The 18,386-nt window shown below is 66.3% G+C and carries 14 protein-coding genes and 4 pseudogenes; 6 read left to right on the top strand and 12 right to left on the bottom strand.

From position 1 onward, the window contains the following. The first annotated feature begins 403 nt into the window (after positions 1-403). Positions 404-1,528, top strand: a complete 1,125-nt coding sequence (locus OG241_RS50235; RefSeq protein ID WP_405812646.1) for a hypothetical protein — start codon at positions 404-406, stop codon at positions 1,526-1,528. 31 nt (positions 1,529-1,559) lie between these two features. On the opposite strand, the gene OG241_RS50230 is transcribed toward OG241_RS50235, so the two are convergent. After that, entirely contained in the window at positions 1,560-2,270 is a 711-nt protein-coding gene (locus tag OG241_RS50230) for an SAVED domain-containing protein (RefSeq protein ID WP_405812648.1), read from the bottom strand. A gap of 288 nt (positions 2,271-2,558) precedes the next feature. Between OG241_RS50230 and OG241_RS50225 the strand changes: the two genes are divergently transcribed. Beyond that, positions 2,559-3,350 (top strand): IS5 family transposase, encoded by a 792-nt coding sequence (locus tag OG241_RS50225; RefSeq protein WP_405812650.1) that lies wholly within the window; start codon positions 2,559-2,561, stop codon positions 3,348-3,350. Here the strand turns inward: OG241_RS50225 and OG241_RS50220 are convergent. Beyond that, entirely contained in the window at positions 3,307-3,858 is a 552-nt protein-coding gene (locus OG241_RS50220) for a hypothetical protein (protein ID WP_405812652.1), read from the bottom strand. The genes OG241_RS50225 and OG241_RS50220 overlap by 44 nt on opposite strands. Before the next feature lie 513 nt (positions 3,859-4,371). Between OG241_RS50220 and OG241_RS50215 the strand changes: the two genes are divergently transcribed. Continuing rightward, on the top strand, positions 4,372-4,497 hold the full coding sequence (locus OG241_RS50215; protein ID WP_405812654.1) for a hypothetical protein: 126 nt from the start codon (positions 4,372-4,374) through the stop codon (positions 4,495-4,497). A 119-nt stretch (positions 4,498-4,616) separates the two neighbouring features. Here OG241_RS50215 and OG241_RS50210 read toward each other — a convergent pair whose 3' ends face one another. Then, entirely contained in the window at positions 4,617-4,841 is a 225-nt protein-coding gene (locus OG241_RS50210) for a hypothetical protein (RefSeq protein WP_405812656.1), read from the bottom strand. Between the two features lie 414 nt (positions 4,842-5,255). Here OG241_RS50210 and OG241_RS50205 point away from each other — a divergent pair, with 414 nt between their 5' ends. Then, positions 5,256-6,647, top strand: coding sequence for a hypothetical protein (locus tag OG241_RS50205; RefSeq protein ID WP_405812658.1), 1,392 nt, complete (start codon positions 5,256-5,258; stop codon positions 6,645-6,647). 66 nt (positions 6,648-6,713) lie between these two features. Here the strand turns inward: OG241_RS50205 and OG241_RS50200 are convergent. Continuing rightward, positions 6,714-6,866, bottom strand: a pseudogene (locus OG241_RS50200) (IS5/IS1182 family transposase); the annotation flags it as partial. 110 nt (positions 6,867-6,976) lie between these two features. After that, positions 6,977-8,760: pseudogene (locus OG241_RS50195) on the bottom strand (reverse transcriptase domain-containing protein). A gap of 708 nt (positions 8,761-9,468) precedes the next feature. Here OG241_RS50195 and OG241_RS50190 point away from each other — a divergent pair. Further along, positions 9,469-10,649 (top strand): IS3 family transposase gene (locus tag OG241_RS50190; RefSeq protein WP_405812709.1). Its coding sequence is split into 2 segments (ribosomal slippage): positions 9,469-9,733 and positions 9,733-10,649, totalling 1,182 coding nucleotides; the frame shifts between segments, so codons are not numbered across the junction. 43 nt (positions 10,650-10,692) lie between these two features. On the opposite strand, the pseudogene OG241_RS50185 reads toward OG241_RS50190, so the two are convergent. Together OG241_RS50185 and OG241_RS50180 are read right to left on the bottom strand one after the other, a co-directional pair. Continuing rightward, positions 10,693-11,313, bottom strand: a pseudogene (locus tag OG241_RS50185) (IS5 family transposase); the annotation flags it as partial. A 132-nt stretch (positions 11,314-11,445) separates the two neighbouring features. Beyond that, complete coding sequence (locus OG241_RS50180; RefSeq protein WP_405826878.1) at positions 11,446-12,126, bottom strand: hypothetical protein; 681 nt, start codon at positions 12,124-12,126, stop codon at positions 11,446-11,448. Positions 12,127-12,402: 276 nt separating this feature from the next. Here OG241_RS50180 and OG241_RS50175 point away from each other — a divergent pair, with 276 nt between their 5' ends. Continuing rightward, a complete protein-coding gene (locus OG241_RS50175; RefSeq protein ID WP_405825957.1) occupies positions 12,403-13,191 on the top strand; it encodes an alpha/beta fold hydrolase in 789 nt (262 codons plus the stop codon). Between the two features lie 950 nt (positions 13,192-14,141). Here the strand turns inward: OG241_RS50175 and OG241_RS50170 are convergent. From OG241_RS50170 to OG241_RS50150, 5 genes and pseudogenes are all read right to left on the bottom strand, one after another. Next, positions 14,142-14,438, bottom strand: a pseudogene (locus OG241_RS50170) (integrase core domain-containing protein); the annotation flags it as partial. Between the two features lie 476 nt (positions 14,439-14,914). Next, positions 14,915-15,136: a hypothetical protein gene (locus tag OG241_RS50165; RefSeq protein WP_405825955.1), complete on the bottom strand. Its 222-nt coding sequence runs from the start codon at positions 15,134-15,136 to the stop codon at positions 14,915-14,917. Between the two features lie 255 nt (positions 15,137-15,391). Next, positions 15,392-15,760 carry a transposase gene (locus OG241_RS50160; protein WP_405825953.1) on the bottom strand — a complete coding sequence of 123 codons (369 nt, stop codon included), beginning with the start codon at positions 15,758-15,760 and terminating at the stop codon, positions 15,392-15,394. Between the two features lie 157 nt (positions 15,761-15,917). Continuing rightward, positions 15,918-17,204, bottom strand: coding sequence for a JmjC domain-containing protein (locus tag OG241_RS50155; protein WP_405825951.1), 1,287 nt, complete (start codon positions 17,202-17,204; stop codon positions 15,918-15,920). Beyond that, complete coding sequence (locus tag OG241_RS50150; RefSeq protein WP_405825949.1) at positions 17,201-18,286, bottom strand: hypothetical protein; 1,086 nt, start codon at positions 18,284-18,286, stop codon at positions 17,201-17,203. Before OG241_RS50150 ends, OG241_RS50155 begins: the two co-directional genes overlap by 4 nt. Positions 18,287-18,386 lie beyond the last annotated feature (100 nt).

Raw genomic sequence — 18,386 nt, 5'->3', positions numbered from 1 at the left:
GCCTCCTCGGGCGCGTCGTCCAGCCCGGGTGCACGCCGTGGCCGCTGGCTCCCGGGTGGGGGTGCGGCGGCCGCAAACAGGCATCGGTGGCTGCTCGTTCACCACAGTAAGACCCGCCACTGACAAACCCTCCTGCACCAGGACTAGCTGATTGTTCGCGGTGGCGTTCGCACATATCGGATCCGCGCGCTTTGTGCAGGTGGGAGGCACCTCGGGGCTGCGGCCTCACGCTGAGGAGCCCGCCAGGGCCGGGCCAGTGGCCCCGGGGCCCGATGCGGGCTCGTCCGACGACAGAAGGACGAGGCGGACGGCCGGGCAAAACACACCTTTCACATCTTCGGCGTCAGCGGGCACACAGCGGGACACTGCAGAGGAGACTTCGACCGGAGGATGGGGGGGACGTGTGAGGTGGCATGGGCAACTGAGGCGGCTGCTGTTCTCCCGGGAAGGCGCCGGCACGGTGCTGATGGCGGCCTCCACGGCCGTCGCGCTCGGTGTCGTACCGAGCATCCTGGAGCAGTGGACCAAGCGGCAGTGGGTGTTTGTCGTGGTCTTCGCCGGCGCTCTCGTCCTGATGCTGGCGGGGTGGGTGCTGCAGCGCCCCCGTGGACTCGGCGTAGTGGTCAGCCTGTACCCGGCGGACCGCACGCAGGCCTCGCGGGTCGTGGCGCTGAAGAACGCTTCCCGCACCGCGCACAGCGCGACGCTGGTCATCGATCGCGCGGTCCTGTGGCCCGGCGAGCGCTCTGTGCAAGGCCGTTCGGACGTCGCCGACTTCGTGGCCAGGCTCATCGACGCGCAGATTGAGGAGTTGCGAGCGGGCGGCAGAGCGGAGCCCGAGGTCGCGCTGTACGTGCTCGCTCATCTGCAGGACGGGTTCCTTCTGGGCCGGCGCCTGGCCGACGATGCACAGCTGTCGTTGGCCGTGATGCATCTGTCTCAGCAGGCCGGGCGCTCTGTGGTCCCCGGCGTCGAGCTCGGCAGCTCGCTGCGTGCTGCGCTCACTCCCCCACAGCGCGCGCAGGTCACCGGGCTTCTGGTGGCCCCGACGCGCGGCCGTCCGCAGCTCGTGGAGATCCCCGCCGCAGCCGGAGCGCAACGTCACCGGATCGCGCTGATCGTGCGTCTGGCATCGGCCGGCTCCATGGTTGATGACGCACGCCACGTGGCGGTGACCGGGCAGGATTCCTACGGGCCGGGACACCACACCGGCTACCGTCTCCCGCCCGCGGGCCCCGGCGGCACGGACGGTCCGTGCGGCGCCTATCTCGTCATCGACACCGGCAACGCCTACCTGCCCGACGATCCCGGTGTCTACGCCGCGGTGACGACGTATGTCTGGGAGTGCTGGCAGGCTGCGCGGCAGGAGTGGGCGCAGCGGCTCGGCGTCGCCACCGCGGTGGAGGGGCTGCTGTTCTTCCACGGCCCGCTGCCGATCGCTGTCGCGCTGGGCTGGCTGACGGCCCGTGACCGGATATCTCTGGTCCACCACGACCTGCGGCTGGCGCAGGGCGCGACTCCGCCGTAGGCAGCGGGATCGTAGTGGTTGTGGCGGGTCCTCATGCGTCGATGACGAACGCCTTCTCGTACACCTGCTGCGCGTTGACGTCCTCGTACACGGTGGTCGGGCGCAGCCGGTTCCACCGGTTGCCCAGCAGCAGGGACAGGCCCATGGGGCCGGCCTGGAAAAGGTGGATCGCGGGGTGGGCGCGGCAGGCACGGCGGAGGTGTTCCCGGATGCCGACGGCGAGTGCGTTGGCCGTTGCGGCGTCCGGGATGGAGTTGTCCTTCGCCCCGCCGGGCGGGCGCAGTACCAGCAGCCGGGAGACAGGGATCTGCTGCTCGGTCAGGAAGTCCAGCACATCCTGAGCAGGGTCGGTGGCGACCGCGATGGCGACGGCGAGGTCGGGCCCGAGATCGAGGACGTGCTCGTCGACGGCCGGCTGCAGCGGAGTCTCGTAAGGCTCGGCGGATGACCACAACTGGCCGCGCTGGACCACAGCCAGGTCGGCGCCGGTCACCATGCGGAAGGCCGCACCGACCACGAACGCGGGTGCCAGACGCAGGCTGCCGGTGACGGCAACCGCTGTGGTGCCGGGCGGCATCCGATACGGTGCGGCTTCGATGTCCTCCTGCAGCTGAGCCCAGGTTGCCGGGGCCAGCGGGCGCCGTTTCAGATAGGCCGAGGCGCCCTCGAAGCGCTCCGCCCAGTCCACCCCGTAGTCGGCGTCCTCGGCCATCGGGTCCGGCTTCAGGGTGGCGATGGACACCACCGCACGTGACGAACCCTCAGTAGCTGTTGTCGTTCCGATCTTGAGGGGTGTGAGTCGAACGGGAGTCTCGATCGGGTGGTTGGCGCCGGCTGCGGGCATGAAGGCAGGGCCTCTTGGTAGCTCGGGGTTGCGAAGCCAACCGAGATCCAGGAGACCCTGTTGCCGCAGTTGTACGTGCACACGCCGGTGGAGTTCAACTCGGCTGCACCGACGTGTGATTGTGTCGCCCACCGGTTCGGAAACGCAGCCGATCACCCGGAACGTGTTCGGCGGTATCCCTCGGACATGACGGACGCGGAGTGGACCGTGGCCCGGCCGCTGCTGCCCGTGCCGGGCTGGCTGCGCGGCCGGGGCGGACAGCCGGAGGCGTACTGCCACCGGGCAATACTCGACGCGATCCGCTACCTGGTCGACAACGGCATCAAGTGGCGGGCCATGCCCGCCGACTTCCCGCCGTGGGACCGGGTCTACGCGTTCTTCCGCCGCTGGCGCGACCACTGGCTGGTCAAGGAGTTCCACGACCGGCTGCGCGCAAGGATCCGCGAAAGGGACGGGCGCGACACGGAGCCGACGGCTGGCGTGATCGACTCGCAGTCCGTCAAGGCGGACGCCGTCGTCGGTGCGGACAGCCGCGGCTTCGACGGCGGAAAGCTGGTCAACGGGCGCAAGCGGCACGTCGTGGTCGACACGCTCGGCCTGCTGCTGGGCGTGATGGTCACCGCCGCGGACACCGGCGACCGCGCCGCCGCCCAGGTCCTGCTGCGGCAGGTCGCCGACGCCCACCACCGGCTGGAGCTGGTCTGGGCCGACGGCGGCTACACCGGCAGCCTCGTCGAGCGCTGCCTCACCGTGCTCGCCCTGGTCCTCGCGATCGTCAGACGCAGCGACGACATGCGCGGCTTCGTGGTCCTGCCCAAACGGTGGATCGTCGAGCGCCTCTTCGCCCACCTGATGCGCACCCGCCGCCTGGCACGCGACTACGAACGCCGCACCACCAGCGCCGAAGCGATGATCTACTGGTCGATGACCCTGCTCATGACCCGCCGCCTCGCCCGGCCACACCCGCAGCGAGCGTGAACCGTCCCGGCTGCCCCTCGGCCAGCCAGCCCCGCGCGACCAGTCGCTTCGCCTTCGACCGCAGCGCCTCCACCTTGGCCGGCACCACGTCAAGACCGAACAACACGGCCAACTCCTGGCAGGTCAGCGGACCTTGACGGAGCCGGTCCCGGTCCGCGAGCGCGGTGAGGATGCGCTGATAGTCCACCGACAGCACCGACCAGGCCAGCCCCTCACGCCACATCGGAACCTGCGACTTCCTCTTCGCTGCCTCCGGCACCTGCGGCGTCTTTCCGGTCTGCTCCCCGGCGGCTGGCGCGGTCCCCTCGGCCCGGGCGGGGTCCTGCCCGCTCTCGTCCACGGGGGCCAGCACCTCGCCGACCCGCGAGCAGGCGATGGCCCACTCCCTCCATTCCCGCTCGGCCACGGCCAACTCGGCCTGGACACGGTCGGCTTCCTCCCGCAGCTCGTCAACACGACGGCGAGCACCCAGCTCACGCTGTTCCAACAGCCCAACCACCGACGGCATCCACGACCTCCCGGGCAGCGACAACACGACAGGCCACAACTCCCACGGGATCGCCGACCCTACGCCTGACCAGCGGAAACGCAGTCCTCAAGTCCGGAAAGACAACAGCTTCTTAGTACGTACGCCCGCTCAGCCGTCCCGACCGCGTCGGTCTGCAGGGGTGCAGGGGAGCTGGAGGGAGTCCCGGCCGGTCTGCGGCTGAGCCGCCGAAGGCAGCTGCCCAACAGCTCTTTTGCCTGGTGGAACGTGCTGGGGTGCTCTGGGGCATACGTCCTCCTGGTCAGGGTCACGCCCCAGGCTGCGGCGCCAAGGCCAGCCAGTTGGAGGGCGCCTCCGAGAACGATGAGAACGGTCATGTAGCGGACTGTAGATCGCCCGCAGAGACTCGGCACCCGCGTAGGTAGCTGCAGTAACCGGGGGCCAGGAAACGCGTAGGAGCGTGGCGGCCGGACTGATCGCGGCCTGACCGCGGAGCGCCTGGCCCAGAACCTGGGCGAGGACCCCGAGAGCGAGATGCGCCGCCGCATCATCGACCAGGTCCTGGAAGCCTTTACGCGGATGAACAACGGCGCCTCCGTCGAAGAACCACCACCGGCCAAGCGGCAGACGAAGAAGAAGCGCGCCGCCGCCACCGAGTAGGCCGCATCACCCTCCTCGCCTCCGGCGTCGTCGACACCGGTCTCGCGCCTTCAGGGTGAGGGCGTGAGGCGGTGCCAGATGAAGATGCAGCTCTTGATTAGGTGTTTTTCTTCTTCTTGTCAACCGCCGTTGAGGATGCCGGCCGCGGCCATGACGACCATGCACAGAGTCAGGGTCGATGCGAACGCCGCCCCGGCGTTCCTGGTGATCGTATTTACGTCGGCATGCTGAAGGCGGGCGAGGAAGCCCGCGATCAGTGCCGCGCAACAGGAGATCAGGAAGGCGATCGTGATGAGGGTGATGGTGAGTGCGGCGCCGATGGTGGGCATAACCAGGTAGGTCACAGTTCCGCCTCTCTGCTGTCGGTCGGCCGCGCCGACCGACAGTCGGGTGGTTTGGCGGGTCCGTCGGCACGAGGGTTACCAGGCCAGGGTCGGCGGACCCGCACTTCTTTGAAGGTCGTATGCCATGGAGCATGCACGCCCTCATCGTGGTGGTGCCCAACCAGCCACGCGTTTGATCGTGCGTGGATGGAAGCCTTTCAGGTGGATGGCCATGGATATCTATTAGCGCCCTGACCTGTGCATAGTTCCAATGCACTTCCGTAGTGATGCTGCTTGTCCGGCCATGTATTCGATCTTCAAGTCACCTGCGTGGGTAACCTCGACGCCCTGACCTGCGCCTTTTGGGTGCACCCACATGCCCTAGATTCCTGAGGTATGTGAGCTATACGCTGATGGCACCTGATGGGAGGTCAAGTGCCGACCCTGAATGCACAGTTGAGTGGCGGATTCCGCGATGCGGTGAAGGCTGAATGCGACAGGATCAACCAGCGCAGGCCCAGGCCAGGCGCACCGAAGAGGCAGGCTCCGGAGGGAGGCTTCGGGCCATACAGCGCGGCCTTCACGCTGAACCGCACATGGCTTGCCCAGCTCGTACATGAGCGACATCCCGCTCTGGGTATGTCACTTGAAGATATCGAACTGATCTTCAAGCCGAACTGTCGGCTTCTTCCGGTGGATCTCGATCTGCGTCAGCGCTTCCTCCAAGCGGTGGAGGACGAACTGAGCCGGTGCGCCCAGATCGCAGGCAAAATCGCCCCGACCCTCGACTTCACCAGAACCTTTCTCGGAGCGGAGCCCAAGGTGTATCAGCTCAGCCCGTTCGACTCTGAGGACCTCGGATTCTTTCGGATCTCCACATGGAACCCGGCACGCCCGATGGTCGAGGACCGCAACGTGGCGCCGATCGAGATCGTGGACTGGGCGACCGAGCTGACCCGCCACGGGCAGCGCGAAGACTGGATCCGTGACCATAAGCTGTTCGACCGTTTGCTGGCCGAGGCTCAGGCCGAAGGCATGGGCAGCCCATGTCCTGCCCTGGTCAGTTACGAGGTGGACGATCGGGAACAAGACCCCCGCAGCGAGCAACTGCACCTGAAGGTGTCCCGCTCCGTCTACTCACGTCACGTAGCCCTGCGTAACTACATGCGCGCTGACAAGGCCGCCTACGAAGCAATCCGTAACAGGATCCTCCACGGCAAGTACACCAATGGCCGGCAAGAAGGGCTGCGCCGCATCATCAGGTCCGCCCCGAGGTCCAACATCGCCATCAACGTCACGGTCCAGAGCCGCACCGGCACGCTTATGGTCATCGGCCGTCCGACGGGACAGCGTGTCTGGGCGGACTTCCACCAGGCAGGTGCCCACGAAACCATGAACTGGCCCGCCCCTCAGGAAGACGTGGAATGGTGGTTCAAGCTCGCGAGGCGGGCCTTGAAGGAGGAGATCGGCCTTACAGACCGCTCCGACTACTACGATCACATCGTCTTCTCGTGGTTCGGGTTCTACGCCCTTGAGGCATCCGCATATTTCTTCGCTCACGTGCGGACCCGGCTCAGCGAACAGCAACTCGTCGACGCAGTCCGCGCGTCATCAGGACGCATCGAGGCCGACACTGTTACGTGGATCCCCGTCACCGCAGAATCGCGCGATTCCGTCATCGACACCTGGAAGGCTGGTCCTTGGGAAGAGGACGCCGAGCACGACTCCGCAGAACGCCGCTGGCTCCCGCACTCGGCTCTGTCGCTTACTGAACTCCTCCGGGTATCCGAACAGGGCATGATGGACCCCCCAGAAGCCGACTCCTGATTCAGCAGACGTTGAAGCAGCGCCAGCGCGCCGGACGGCGCCGGGTAAGGACGGCCATCATCCGCCGGACGATGGCTTCCGGGTCCACTGGCTCGTTCGGGGGCTCTTGCGGGTCAGGCGCCTGGTCATCATGGTGATGAGTGCCCAGTTCAGGTGTGCTTCGGAGTGCTGGGAAAGACGTTCGTAGTCGCGTGCGTTGCGGCGGGCGTTCATGCACCAGCCGGTTGGGTCGGCCGCGCGGCGAGGTGCCTGCCGTGGCAGGCCCTTTTCCGCACGGCCTCCCGCCGAACCGGACATGACGGTTTCCTGGTCATCCGGCTCTCCAGTGACTACGACGTGAAGGGCTTGGCCGCCTGCGCCCCGTGGATCCGATCGTGACAGGCATCGCAAGCCACGACCGTTTTACGGCGTCGATCGAGCATGACGCGCGTCCAGTCGGACGGCGGCCATCCGGCATGGGCGAGATCTGCAAGGGCGCGAATGTGATGCACCTGCACATCACCGTTGTGCCCGCAGATCTCGCATGTGTCCGCCAGGAGCCGGGTGACCAGCTCTTTGTGCGGATAGTCCACCCACGTCGGCCGCCGGTCGACCACCTTCGCCGCCCGCTGCCGATAGAGGGGTATTCCACCGAACCGCGCCACCAGCGGTTTCCTGTTCTCCCGCTCGATATGGGCCTCGAAGCAGACTCGAGGGCCATGATCCGTGTCGATTCTGGTTTTGTGCTTGGCAGCCATCTTCGACACGGATGAACGGTGCTTGGACGCAAGGGTCTTGAGCATGGATGTCTCCATAACCCATCGCAGTCGGTGCAGCCGGGAAACATCCCCGGCGAGCAGGTAGTACTGGACAATGCCCCGATAGACGGCCCCGAACGTGGCAACAATCGCGTGATCGCTGCTGTTGATGAGGGCATCTCGCTTTGCGGGTTTGCCGCGGGCAAGATAGGGGGCACTTTTGGACTTGATCGCGTCCAGAGGGACACGAAGAGCGATCTGACCGTTGACGCGTCGGTAACGGCCGGTCTTCTTCGTGTCGTTGTGCTGGGTCGCGATCTCGTAACCGAGGAACCTGGCCGCTTGGGTGCGACCGTGAGTGATCAGCGTTTTCTCCTGGGAAAGCTCCAGCTTGAGTTCTTCGCGCAGGAACATCGCCAGGCGTTGCTTGATCTGCTCAGCCTCGGCCTTCGGTCCGGTGAATCCGAGGAGGTGATCGTCTGCATAGCGGATGTAGCGCAGCCTCCGGTATCCCAGATCTTGTGGATCCGAGCTCGGCAGGCTGACCATCTGCTGCCGCAGCGTCCGGGCCTGAACCCGGTCACCGCGTCGGCGAGCCTTCGCCAGCAGATTTTGCAGCTCCAAATACGCCGGATTTCGGGCCCGACGCACCCCTCTGGTGTACTCCGGAATCAGTACTGTCTCTACGAACTCGTCCAACTTGTGCAGATAGATGTTGGACAGGATCGGGGAGGCCACCCCGCCTTGCGGCGCTCCGGAGAGCGTGGCGCCCCACTTCCAGTCCTCCAGGTATCCGGCTGTCAGCATGTTCCGCACCAGCCGCAGAAACCGCTGGTCATGGACCTTCTCGCCGAGAATCGCCAACAGGACCTGATGGTCCAGGCTGCCGAAGCAGTCAGCGATATCACCCTCGATGAACCAGGCTGTCCCGGTCCAGGTGTGAGCCACCTCCCGCAGCGCGGTATGGCACCCACGACGAGGCCGAAACCCATGAGACCGGCCGGAGAGCATCGGCTCGTAATACGCCTCCAGTAAGAGACGGACGACTTCGCCGACAAGCTTGTCCGACCACGTCGGCAGCCCCAGAGGACGCGTCTTCCCGCGTTCTTCTTGGGAATATGAACGCGCCGGACCGGACGGAAGCGGTAACGCTCGTGGCGCATCGCTTCAATAGTACGGTCAATTTTCCTCTGCGACATGCCGTCAGCGGTTTCCGTTGTGACCCCGGGCGTCATCGCGCCGTGGTTGGCGTAGATTCGCCCGTAGGCCAGCAGATACAACTGCGGGTTGAACAGTTGTCGATACAGTTCCTCGCACGGCAGGCCACGCCTGCCGCGTTCACGCAGGACACCCAGCACCGTTTCGGCACTCTGCATTTCGCATACCTCCCGAGTCTGAAGGTGTCCGAATCACCTGGCCCCCTTCGCCCTGCGGACGGCTTTCCCATCCTCCCTGGCCGGGCGTTGCTCCGGCGACTACTACGAGGCCTCCGTCGCCATAGGACTCGCGTCCCGTAGGCGATCCCACGTTCGTCTCTGTTTGTACGTTCTAGCGCGACGTAGGCGACCCACTCATCTCCTTGAATGTCCTCGCTGGACATCGCCCGCGCTCCGGAGGTGCACCGACCGCACAATAGAAGCCAGTGCAGAGCACGGCGTCGGTTTCAGCTGTCTTTCCGACGGATGGGAACTTGCATCTTCTGGAGATTGGGCTTCAAACAATTCAGTCTTCGCCATATCGCGCGGGCCACCCAGCACACCGCCCCTGACAACTGGGCCCGGTCACTGGTTTTCTGACATGCTTTTGTCCCCTTCGCCTTTCGGTTCCAGGTAAGTCATCGGGCCCAGAAACCTCCTTCCGAGTTCCTCCCGGCTGAGCCGGGGATACAAACAGAGCGCCTCGTGGCGCACAAGGTCCGCTCGATCACCCACCGTTTCGGCAGGGGCTCGAACCCCTTCGTCCGTTGCCGCTGCACCACCTCGACATCGATGCCCAGGACGGCGCCGTGGTTGAAGATTGAGGGGCCCCGAAGTTTCCGGACAGGCACCCAATAGGGTTGTCCTGGACAAGGAAACGAGGAAGAAGTGGCGCCACCCAGTAAGTACTCGCCGGAGTTCCGTGAGGAAGCCGTCCAGATCGCGTTGAGGTCGAGCAAGACGATCTCCGAAGTCGCCCGGGAGCTTGAGCTGAACTCGGAGACGCTACGCGGCTGGGTGAAGAAGCATCAGAAGCAGCAGGAACCGGCTCCCGACGCGGAACTGACGGTGAACGAGCGGGCACGCCTGAGGGAACTCGAACGACGTAACCGTGAGCTGGAGATGGAAAATTCTTTCCTGAAAAAAGCCGCAGCGTACTTCGCGAAGGATCCCCGGTAGCAGGCAAGTACGAGTTCATCGACGAGATGCGGCTCGACACCGAGGAGTACGCATACAGCGTCGAGTTCATGTGCGGTCGGCTCGGCGTATCCAGATCCGGCTACTACGACTGGAGATCCCGCCCGGAATCCGCGACAGTCCAGCGGCGCGAAGAATTGAAACTGCTCATCGAGAAGGTCTTCGACATGTCCGACAGCACCTACGGGCACCGGCGCGTCCAGGCCCAGCTGGACCGCTGGGGCGTCGCCGCGGGCGTGGAGCTGGTCCGCCGCCTCATGCGTGAACTGGACCTGGTGCCTTGCCAGCCACGCCCGAAGAGGTTCAACCTCACTCAGACTGCGGCTGGCTTGGTGCCAGACCTCGTCGGCCGCGACTTCACCGCGGCTGCGCCTGGTGAAAAGCTCGTCGGCGACATTACCTATATCGCGACCGGGGAAGGCTGGCTGTACCTCGCGACAGTCATCGACTGTTGCACGAAGGAAGTGATCGGCTACGCAATGGACGACCACTACCAAACTCCGTTGATATCCAGGGCGATCCGCAACGCGGCACGGAACAGGAAGCTCTCGGCCGGCGCGATATTTCACTCCGACCGGGGCAGCAACTACATGTCATCCGAGTTCGGGAGGACGCTCGACCGGTTCGGGCTCCGCAGATCATCTGGCCGCACCGGAATCTGTTTCGACAACGCCATGGCCGAATCATTTTTCGGCGCCCTGAAGAATGAGCGCGTATCAAGGGTGACTTACCTGACCCGCGAGGCCGCCCGGCAGGACATCACTCGCTACATCGAATTCTGGTACAATCGCAAGCGCCTCCACTCGGCGGTGGGTTACCGCCCTCCGCGCGAAGTCCACGCCGAGTACGAGAAGTTGCGAATCGCCGCATGAAATAGACGGTCAGAAGCCTGTCCGGAAACCGCGAGACCCCTCAGATGCTGTTCTGGTAACCGCCTTCGGCCCAGACCTTCGTCACGCTGGGATGAGCCGCCGCCAGGTCGTCGAGCAGGCGCTTGCCGCCGGTGGTGTCGTGCACGTTCGCGGCGGTGACCAGGACGGCCAGCACCAAACCGAGCGTGTCCGTGATCAGGTGCCGCTTACGTCCTTTGATCTTCTTGCCGGCGTCGATGCCCTGGCTGGTATCGGCGACGTTTGCCGAGGTCTTCACGCTCTGCGCGTCCACCACGGCCGCGGTCGGCTCCGCCCGGCGGCCATGGAATCGGCGGGTCTTGTCGCGTAACAGGTCGTGGACCTGCTGGGTGGTGCCGTCGGCTTCCCACTTCGCGTAGTAGTCATCGACGGTCTTGAACGGCGGGAAGTCGTGCGGCAGATACTCCCACGGGATGCCGGTGCGGTTGACGTAGAGGATCGCGTTGACGATCTCTCGCAGATCGTGCACCCGAGCCGCCGTTCCGGGCCCCGTCCGCCTTGCTCGCCAAGCGGTGAAGACCGGTTCGATCAAGGCCCAGCGGGCGTCGGACACGTCACTGCGGTAAGGACGACGAACACTCACGCTCCACCCAACGACCACCAGCGCCGCCAGTCGCAAACCCATCCCAGAAGACCAACTACCCAGATCAGATGCCCTCCGAGAGAGACCGGCGGGACCTGGAACCGATACGCCGCAGGCGACCACCTACGGTCACCATCCGGCTGGACTCCCCATCGACTCACCGACGGTTGAAGCTCAGATCATGTCTCGGACCGGCTGCGGGTAGCCGATCTCGGCGATGTCCTCGGCCAGGTCTGCGAGGGTGACCTCCGAGTGCAGCGCTGACACGAGCCTTTGGCTCAGCGGTCGCAAGGCATACACGTCGCGCACGGCTTCCAGGTCCACGGGAATCTCGTAGTAGTCCTCGGCGAAGCGCTGGAACGCTTCCGGCGAGCGGTCGACCAGGAGCTCGAACAGACCCGTTGCCCCGTCCGGGTCGGAACAACCGGCGGGGAAATCGATCACGCCGTGCCGCCACCGATCATCCGTCGCCTCCCGCCACAGGCAGGCCGTCACGACGGGAACGTCATCCTCGTCGGTGAACGCCGCCTCTTCGGCGAAGGGCTTGAAGACCTCCGGAACCTCGTCGATCACCCCCGGCCAAGGCTCTCCATCGTTGCCATAAGGGCTCATCGGTGCTTCGTGGTCGAAGCCGCGGACATAGGCCCCGGCCGCCGCGAACACGATGGAGTACTCGTCCCCCGACCCGTTGCGCATCGCCGCCATCTCCTCGCCGTCGGCCCAGCCGGCATTGAAGGAGTAGTACCGGCCTTCCCAGTCCGGGCTCAGGATCGCATCGAGCATCGCCAGTGAGCGGCACAGAGTCCGCAGGTCAGCAATGGAAGGGAGCTGGCGAGCTACGTCAAAGACAGTCACGTGCTCATCCAACCGGACGCCCCGGCCCCCCAGAAACTCCCCCACGAATGTCACGCTTAGTAGCAGTGCCGGAGTCAGGCGGGTCAACTCGCGACGGTTGAACACGCGAGCCCGCCAGTACCAGGCAAGCCGGGGGCCGCCTCCGGTTGCCCGCCGGTCGCGCAGCACGATCAAGGCTTCTAGCGTGGAACAAGGAGTGTTCCACCGTGGCCGCCTTTCTGGCCGATTGGGTGCTCAGCCGTAACGCGCCAGCCTTCAGGGAGGAGACGATGGGTGATGGGCACTGACTGGCAGTTGCGCGAATCCGGCCCAGCAGATGCCGCCAACACGGTGTTGCTGCTTCCCGGGGGCATGTGCAGCGCCGACTCGTTCGCGGAGGTGATGGCGCAACCCGTGCTTGGACGGCTGCGACTGGTGGCCGCGACCATGCCAGGACACGCAGGGGCGGCACCTCTGGAGGACTGCAGCATGGCGTCCTACGCACGGGTTTCGGCGGAGCTGGCGGCCGAGATTCGGGCGGACGTCGTGGTCGGGTTCAGCATGGGCGCGTGCGTCGCGGTGGAGATGGTCACCTCCGGCGCGTTCACCGGGCCGGTCGTGCTGTCGGGCGTCAGCCTCAGCTCCCCCGACGAACCGGCGTTCTTCCGCGCGCTCGTGGGGCTGGGCCGCGTACTCGGCGGCATCCCGGTGAGGCTGCTGGGCAAGGCGACCGGGGTGATGCTCAAGCGCATGCGAATGTCCACGGAGCGTCAGGCCGAACTGCGCACCGACTTCGACAGGAACGACCCAGCGGTCATGCGGTGGATCCTGCTGGAGTACACGCGGTGGCTGCGCCGGGACGAGCAGCGGGCCGTCCGGCTGTGCCAGGCCGGTGTGCCGACCTGGACCATCCACGCCGAGAAGGGCGACGGCGGGCTCACCGACGCCGAGCGCAGCACCTTGGAGACCTGCCCGAGCGCCCGTCTGGTGACGATCCCGGGCTCGGCGTTCTTCCTTCCGGTGGAGGCCCCCGAACCGCTGGCCGCCGCCATCGCCGAGGCCGTCGCCCACGCTACCCGCCCGTAGCCGACGGTGGTCCACCAGCCACAGAACGAGTCAGCCGTGACTCACCGTCTGCGTTGCATCAGGCGGCTCGCGAACACGCGACACCTCAAACATGCGAGCTCACCAGTCGACCGAGGACAGCTCGGCGCCGTAGACGCTATCGTCTGGCTCGGTAGCTTCAGTCGCTGTGGTCATTGCCGTTGATCATGGTCAGCAATCAGAACTTCTCCAGCCGAGCGGCGAGGCAGTCCTTGCACGGATGAACGTCTTCGTCGGGCGAGGGCAGATACATGTCCAAGCACCCGTGGCACTGCGCCAAGTGGTCGAAGGCTTCGCCGCACGCGAAGCACAAATGTTTGAGCTCGGCCGCGTGTAGGACACCTGCCCAGTCGACGACCAAAGCCAAGTTGCTGCACGTCGGGCACGTCTGGAGTGCAGCCTCCGCATCCGGGCTGAATACCTCTACGTAGTCGGCGGCCGCGAATGTGGCCTCATTCCACGCGGTGTGGCAGAAGCGGCACGACGGGGAGATTGGCCCATGGCCGACGACCAGGGGCCAATGATCCGCAGAACGGACACTCCACCGTGCGGTTCGAGACGTCCCTCAACTCGGCGTCCAGCCGCTTCGGCCGCGTGTCGATGAAGGTCTTGATCTGGCAGACCTTCATCCCGATTGACACCAGGCCCTCTTCGACCGCGGTGGCCTTCGCGCCCGGCAGCGCGGGAAGGAGTCTCGAGTCCGTAGTGCTGGAGGGCGTTTGCGCCACATGGAGAGGATGGCGAGGCTCTTGGCGGACTTGTCGTCGACCGTGACGCCGGCGATGTCCTTCAGCCGGGCGATGGCCCCGGTCGCGGTGCAGCTGCCGAAGTCGCCAGCCTCGAACCTACCTCGCTTGGCGGTGCCGGGGTCCTTGACGACAAGGCTCCAGTGTGAGCTTGCTCCGCTTTGACGGACACCATTGGTGTGGTGGTCAGGCTGCGAGTGCGGCCTCGTTTTCGGCGGGGCTGAGGTAGCCGAGGGTGCTGTGCAGACGGTGCAAGTTGTACCAGCTCTCGATAAATTCGAAGATCGCGGTGCGGGCGGTGGCCCGGCTGGGCTAGGCGGCGGTGCCGAGCAACTCGCGCTTGATGGTGGCGAAGAACGACTCGGCGAGCGCGTTGTCCCAGCACTGGCCGGTGCGACCGACCGACAGGCGGACCCCGAACTCCCTCGCCAGAGCGGCGAATTGCTGGCTGGTGTACTGCCAGCCGCGATCGGGGTGGAAGATCACCGGACGGGTGGGACGACGCTGCCGGCAGGCGTTCTTCAGGACACCGCAGCCGGGGATCGCCAGCAGATGCGGTGCTCGGGCGGTGACCAAACGACGGATCTGGCTCTCCAGCGAATTGATTCGTTCCGAGAGACGGCGGCAGTCCGTGACCAGTTCGGCGGCGATGGCCGCGAGCATCCCGTGATGCTGGATCAGGGCTTGGGCCAGGTGGTCCAGGCGGCACAGGCGGCACAGGCGGCACAGGCGGCGAGAGGCGACTGCCAGCTCGGGGTCGAGTTCGTGCAGGAACCAGCGCAGCTTGTTGCCGATCGCGGTGCCCTGAGCGACCAGGGTGCGCCGGTGGTCGACCAGCAGTTCGATGTCCCGGCTCGGCCCATCCAGGCACGCCCGGGCAGGTCGGGCTCGCGCAGAGCGACCCGGGCCACCGCCTCGGCGTCGATCGGGTCGGATTTCCCGCGCTCTCGGGCGGAACGTCATGCGCCGGCCATCAGACGGGTGTGCACCCGTACTACCGCGTGTCCGCGATTGAGCAGGTCGGCCTCGAACCGACGGGTCAAGTGGCGGCAGTCCTCGACTGCTACCAGCACCGGACCGAAGCCGTGCAGCCAAGCGAACGCCTTGAGATGGCCGACGGGTCTGGCGGCCACGGTCAGTTCCGCCAGCCGCTTTCCGAGCGGATCGACCGCCACCAGCATGTGTGTGTTCCTGTGTCCGTCTATTCCGACGACGATCAACGCGCCTCCCTGTGACGATGCCGGATGCTCAGGTGATCGTCCGGTGTCAGGGGCACGCCTCAATCGGGCCAGCGGCACGCTCCTATCAAGCCACACCGCACCGGACATCCTGCGACCGGCGGGCGGCACATCGCCGACAAGCCACCGCCTCGCGGGGCAGCGAAGAAACGAGCCAGCCCACCGGTCGACAGGATCCTGCCACCAGAGAGCGGCACATCAAGGACCAACCGCCAAGGACGACTTCGGCCTGTGGCCATCCACCGGTCGCCAACAGCCTGACATTGACGCGAAGAAAGCCGACGCACGCTTGAGGACTTCGACGTCCTCGCGCAGTCGGCGGCTCTCCCGCCGCAAGGCCTCCAACTCCTCGCGTTCACTGCTGGTCAGACCGTCGCCCTCGCCCGCGTCGACCTCAGCTTGGCCGACCCACAGCCCGCGGTCTCGGTCAGGTCGAAGTCCTTGGCGATCTGACCGACCCGAGCGGTCACCGCGCCGGCACAGCTCGACGATCTCGGCCTTGAACTCCGGCGTGAACGAACGGCAAGGGCGAGGCTTCTTCTTCCCCATGCTCTCCATGATGAACATCCTCCCGAGGCAGAACCCCTGATCTCGAATGTCCGTCAAAGCGAATCAAGCCCAATCACCACCACATGAACCCCCACACACCAAACCCCACCCCATGCTTGGTGGTTCGCGGTTGTTGGCTGCGGTGCTGCTGGCGGCCTCCACCTTGCGGGTGGGGTCACTCGCGGTGCAGCACCCCGAAGCTCTCCAACCGTTCCAACAGAACACGCGCCGCATCACGCCGGACGCCCGACGAGACACCCCCCACCACAACAGCCACCGCCACCCCACCCCCCGAAACCAGCACCCGGACCAACTGACACACCTCACCACACCCGAGCGACGTCCGGGTGTGGTGACCGTTCGCCGCACAGAGAGTGCCGCCCTTGCCGTCCGCGCCCCAGAAGATGCGAGCACGGCGGTCGGCTCGAAGGAGGTCGGTGTCGGCGAGAGGACGTGGCGGGGTGGCCGCAGGCACGGGTTCGAACCCACCGGCCGTCCAGCGGCGCAGCGAGACGGCGGTGACGCGGCGGCCCATCCGGTCCGGTTGGGCGTAAGCGTGCAGACTTTCCACCGGTGTGGTGAGCCCTTCGGGGAGCGTGGGTGAGAGGAGGCCATCGACGCCCGGACCCGGCGCGGTCACGGGAACGTCGTGGACGGGGAGCAGGTTGTCCAAGCTGCTCCCGCCGGTGAGCCGGTTGGGGTCGAGGTCGGCGAGCAGAGACTCCAGCTCGTAGCCGACATGGTGGTCGTCCCGGGGCACGCCGACGTTGACACTCGTCGCGGGAGCCGCCGTGGCGCTCTCGCCGACGTGGTAGTAGTCGGCCGGCCAGTACAGCAGGTCGCCGGGGCCGACATCGGCGGTGAACGACTCACCGCAGTGGTCGGCGTAGTCGACCTTGGTGGAGACGGGCTCGTCCCACGGCTTGCGTGGCCAGAACCGCATGCGCTTGCGGCCACGGAGACCGAACATGAACGTGGCGAAACGGTCCTTGTGCACACCCACGGGGCTGTGCTCGTAGGTGCCGTGGAACAACGTGGTGATGGCGCCCGTCAGAGGCAGGCCGACGATGTCCCACAGACCCGCGAAGAAGGCCCGCTCGCGAGACCACAGCGCGGTGTCGAAAGTGTGGAAACTATTGACCACGAGTGCGTGGCGACGTCCGTCGAGGCGAGCGGCTAGGCGGGCGTCGTACGCGTCGAAGGAGCCGTCCTCGGTAGCGGGCAGCAGATCGTCCGAGAGGTCCCGCTGGATCCGCTCGACCATGAACTGCACATGGGACGGCATACGCCCGTCCAAGTGCGCGGACCGGCTGCCGTGGACGGCGGCACGAAACACCTCCCCCGCAGCGAATGGCGCGGGGGAAAGGGGCAGGGACCGGAACAGCACGGGAGACCGGTCCCAGTACCGATCCACAAAGGTGTTCCAGGAGAATTCCGTCTCCTCCGCCACAGACACGCTCACGCCGAGTTCTCCTGTCCGTCCACATTCACGTCCACGTCCACGTCCACGGCGCGCAGCGTGTACAGCTTCTCCAGCAGCGCCAGGACCGATGCCTCACGCTCCGGTCCGGCCACGGCGCACAGTTGCCGGACGGTGGGGATGTCGCCCTGGCGCAGCCGGTCCAGGACGCGCTCGCCCAGGTTGCCGCGCAGATGGAAGGCATGACCGTCGATCGCCCACAGCCATGTCCTGCTGTCGTCGAGGGGCATGCGAACCACGGCGGAGGCCGGCCGCAAGCGGTCATCCGGGGAGAGACGGACGGGGCGTCGCGGGCCGGGGGCCGGTTCCAGTGCGGCGGCGCTGACCCGTCGTGCCCATACGGCACTCAGAGCATGGTTGAGGTGTGGCGTCGCGGTCGCCTCGCGCAACGCCTCTGCCGTCCGCCCAAGTTCGGGCACATCCGGTGGCGTCGGCACTTCGCCCGGAGGGACCGGGAGGTACGGGACCTGTCCCTGGCCGCGCTGTCTGTCCATCATTCCGGCCACGACGTCCTTGACCTCCGAGTTCAGCAGCCGGGGCTCGCGCGGAACCAGGAGGCGCATCGCGAAGGTCCGCGACCCGAAGTGCACGCGGTGTGGCATGCGTGCCGGCAGGTGCAGCAGGTCGCCGGTCCCGGCGGTGAGGACGGGCCCGGCCAGTGCATCCCGAGGGGTGGCGGTCACGGTGCCGTGCAGCACCCAGATCAGCGTCGAGTGCCGCGGCTCATGTGGGGGGCTGTCGCCCTCCGTGAACCGCTCGCCGAGGACGAGTTCCGTGACGACCGGCAGGACCGGATACCCGATCCGATCCCACAGGGGTGTGACCAGTGAGCGCACGTGTGCCCACAGGGCGTGGTCGAGTACGAGCGGTTGCTCCACCACGAGCAGCCGGCCCCGTCCGTCCATCCGATGATCGAGCCGCTCACCGTACCGCTCGACGGTGCTGTCCTGCGGGCCGGGCAGCAGGTCTCCCGGCGCCCGGATCCGGCCGCCGTCGACGAAGAAGCGGACGTCCGGCAGAGCCTGGAACCGCGTCCCGGCACGGAACGGCCCCGCCGCTTCCACCACCGTCGTGTAGGCGCGGTCGGCGTCGACAACGCCCTGGCCACCCGGAGCGGGTACGACCCCGGGCTCCCGCTCCCATGTTCGAGCGGCGAAGAGGTCC

It is taken from the genome of Streptomyces sp. NBC_01390 (assembly GCF_045040105.1).
In the GTDB taxonomy this organism is placed as follows: domain Bacteria; phylum Actinomycetota; class Actinomycetes; order Streptomycetales; family Streptomycetaceae; genus Streptomyces.
The sequence above is the reverse complement of the archived record's forward strand: the minus strand, read 5'-3'. Positions and strand labels throughout refer to the sequence as shown.

Coding starts and splice junctions, on each gene's coding strand:
- OG241_RS50160 (WP_405825953.1), bottom strand. CDS start 15,760: ATGTTCATCATGGAGAGCATGGGGAAGAAGAAGCCTCGCCCTTGCCGT.
- OG241_RS50225 (WP_405812650.1), top strand. CDS start 2,559: ATGACGGACGCGGAGTGGACCGTGGCCCGGCCGCTGCTGCCCGTGCCG.
- OG241_RS50165 (WP_405825955.1), bottom strand. CDS start 15,136: ATGCTGGTGGCGGTCGATCCGCTCGGAAAGCGGCTGGCGGAACTGACC.
- OG241_RS50175 (WP_405825957.1), top strand. CDS start 12,403: ATGGGCACTGACTGGCAGTTGCGCGAATCCGGCCCAGCAGATGCCGCC.
- OG241_RS50220 (WP_405812652.1), bottom strand. CDS start 3,858: ATGCCGTCGGTGGTTGGGCTGTTGGAACAGCGTGAGCTGGGTGCTCGC.
- OG241_RS50215 (WP_405812654.1), top strand. CDS start 4,372: ATGCGCCGCCGCATCATCGACCAGGTCCTGGAAGCCTTTACGCGGATG.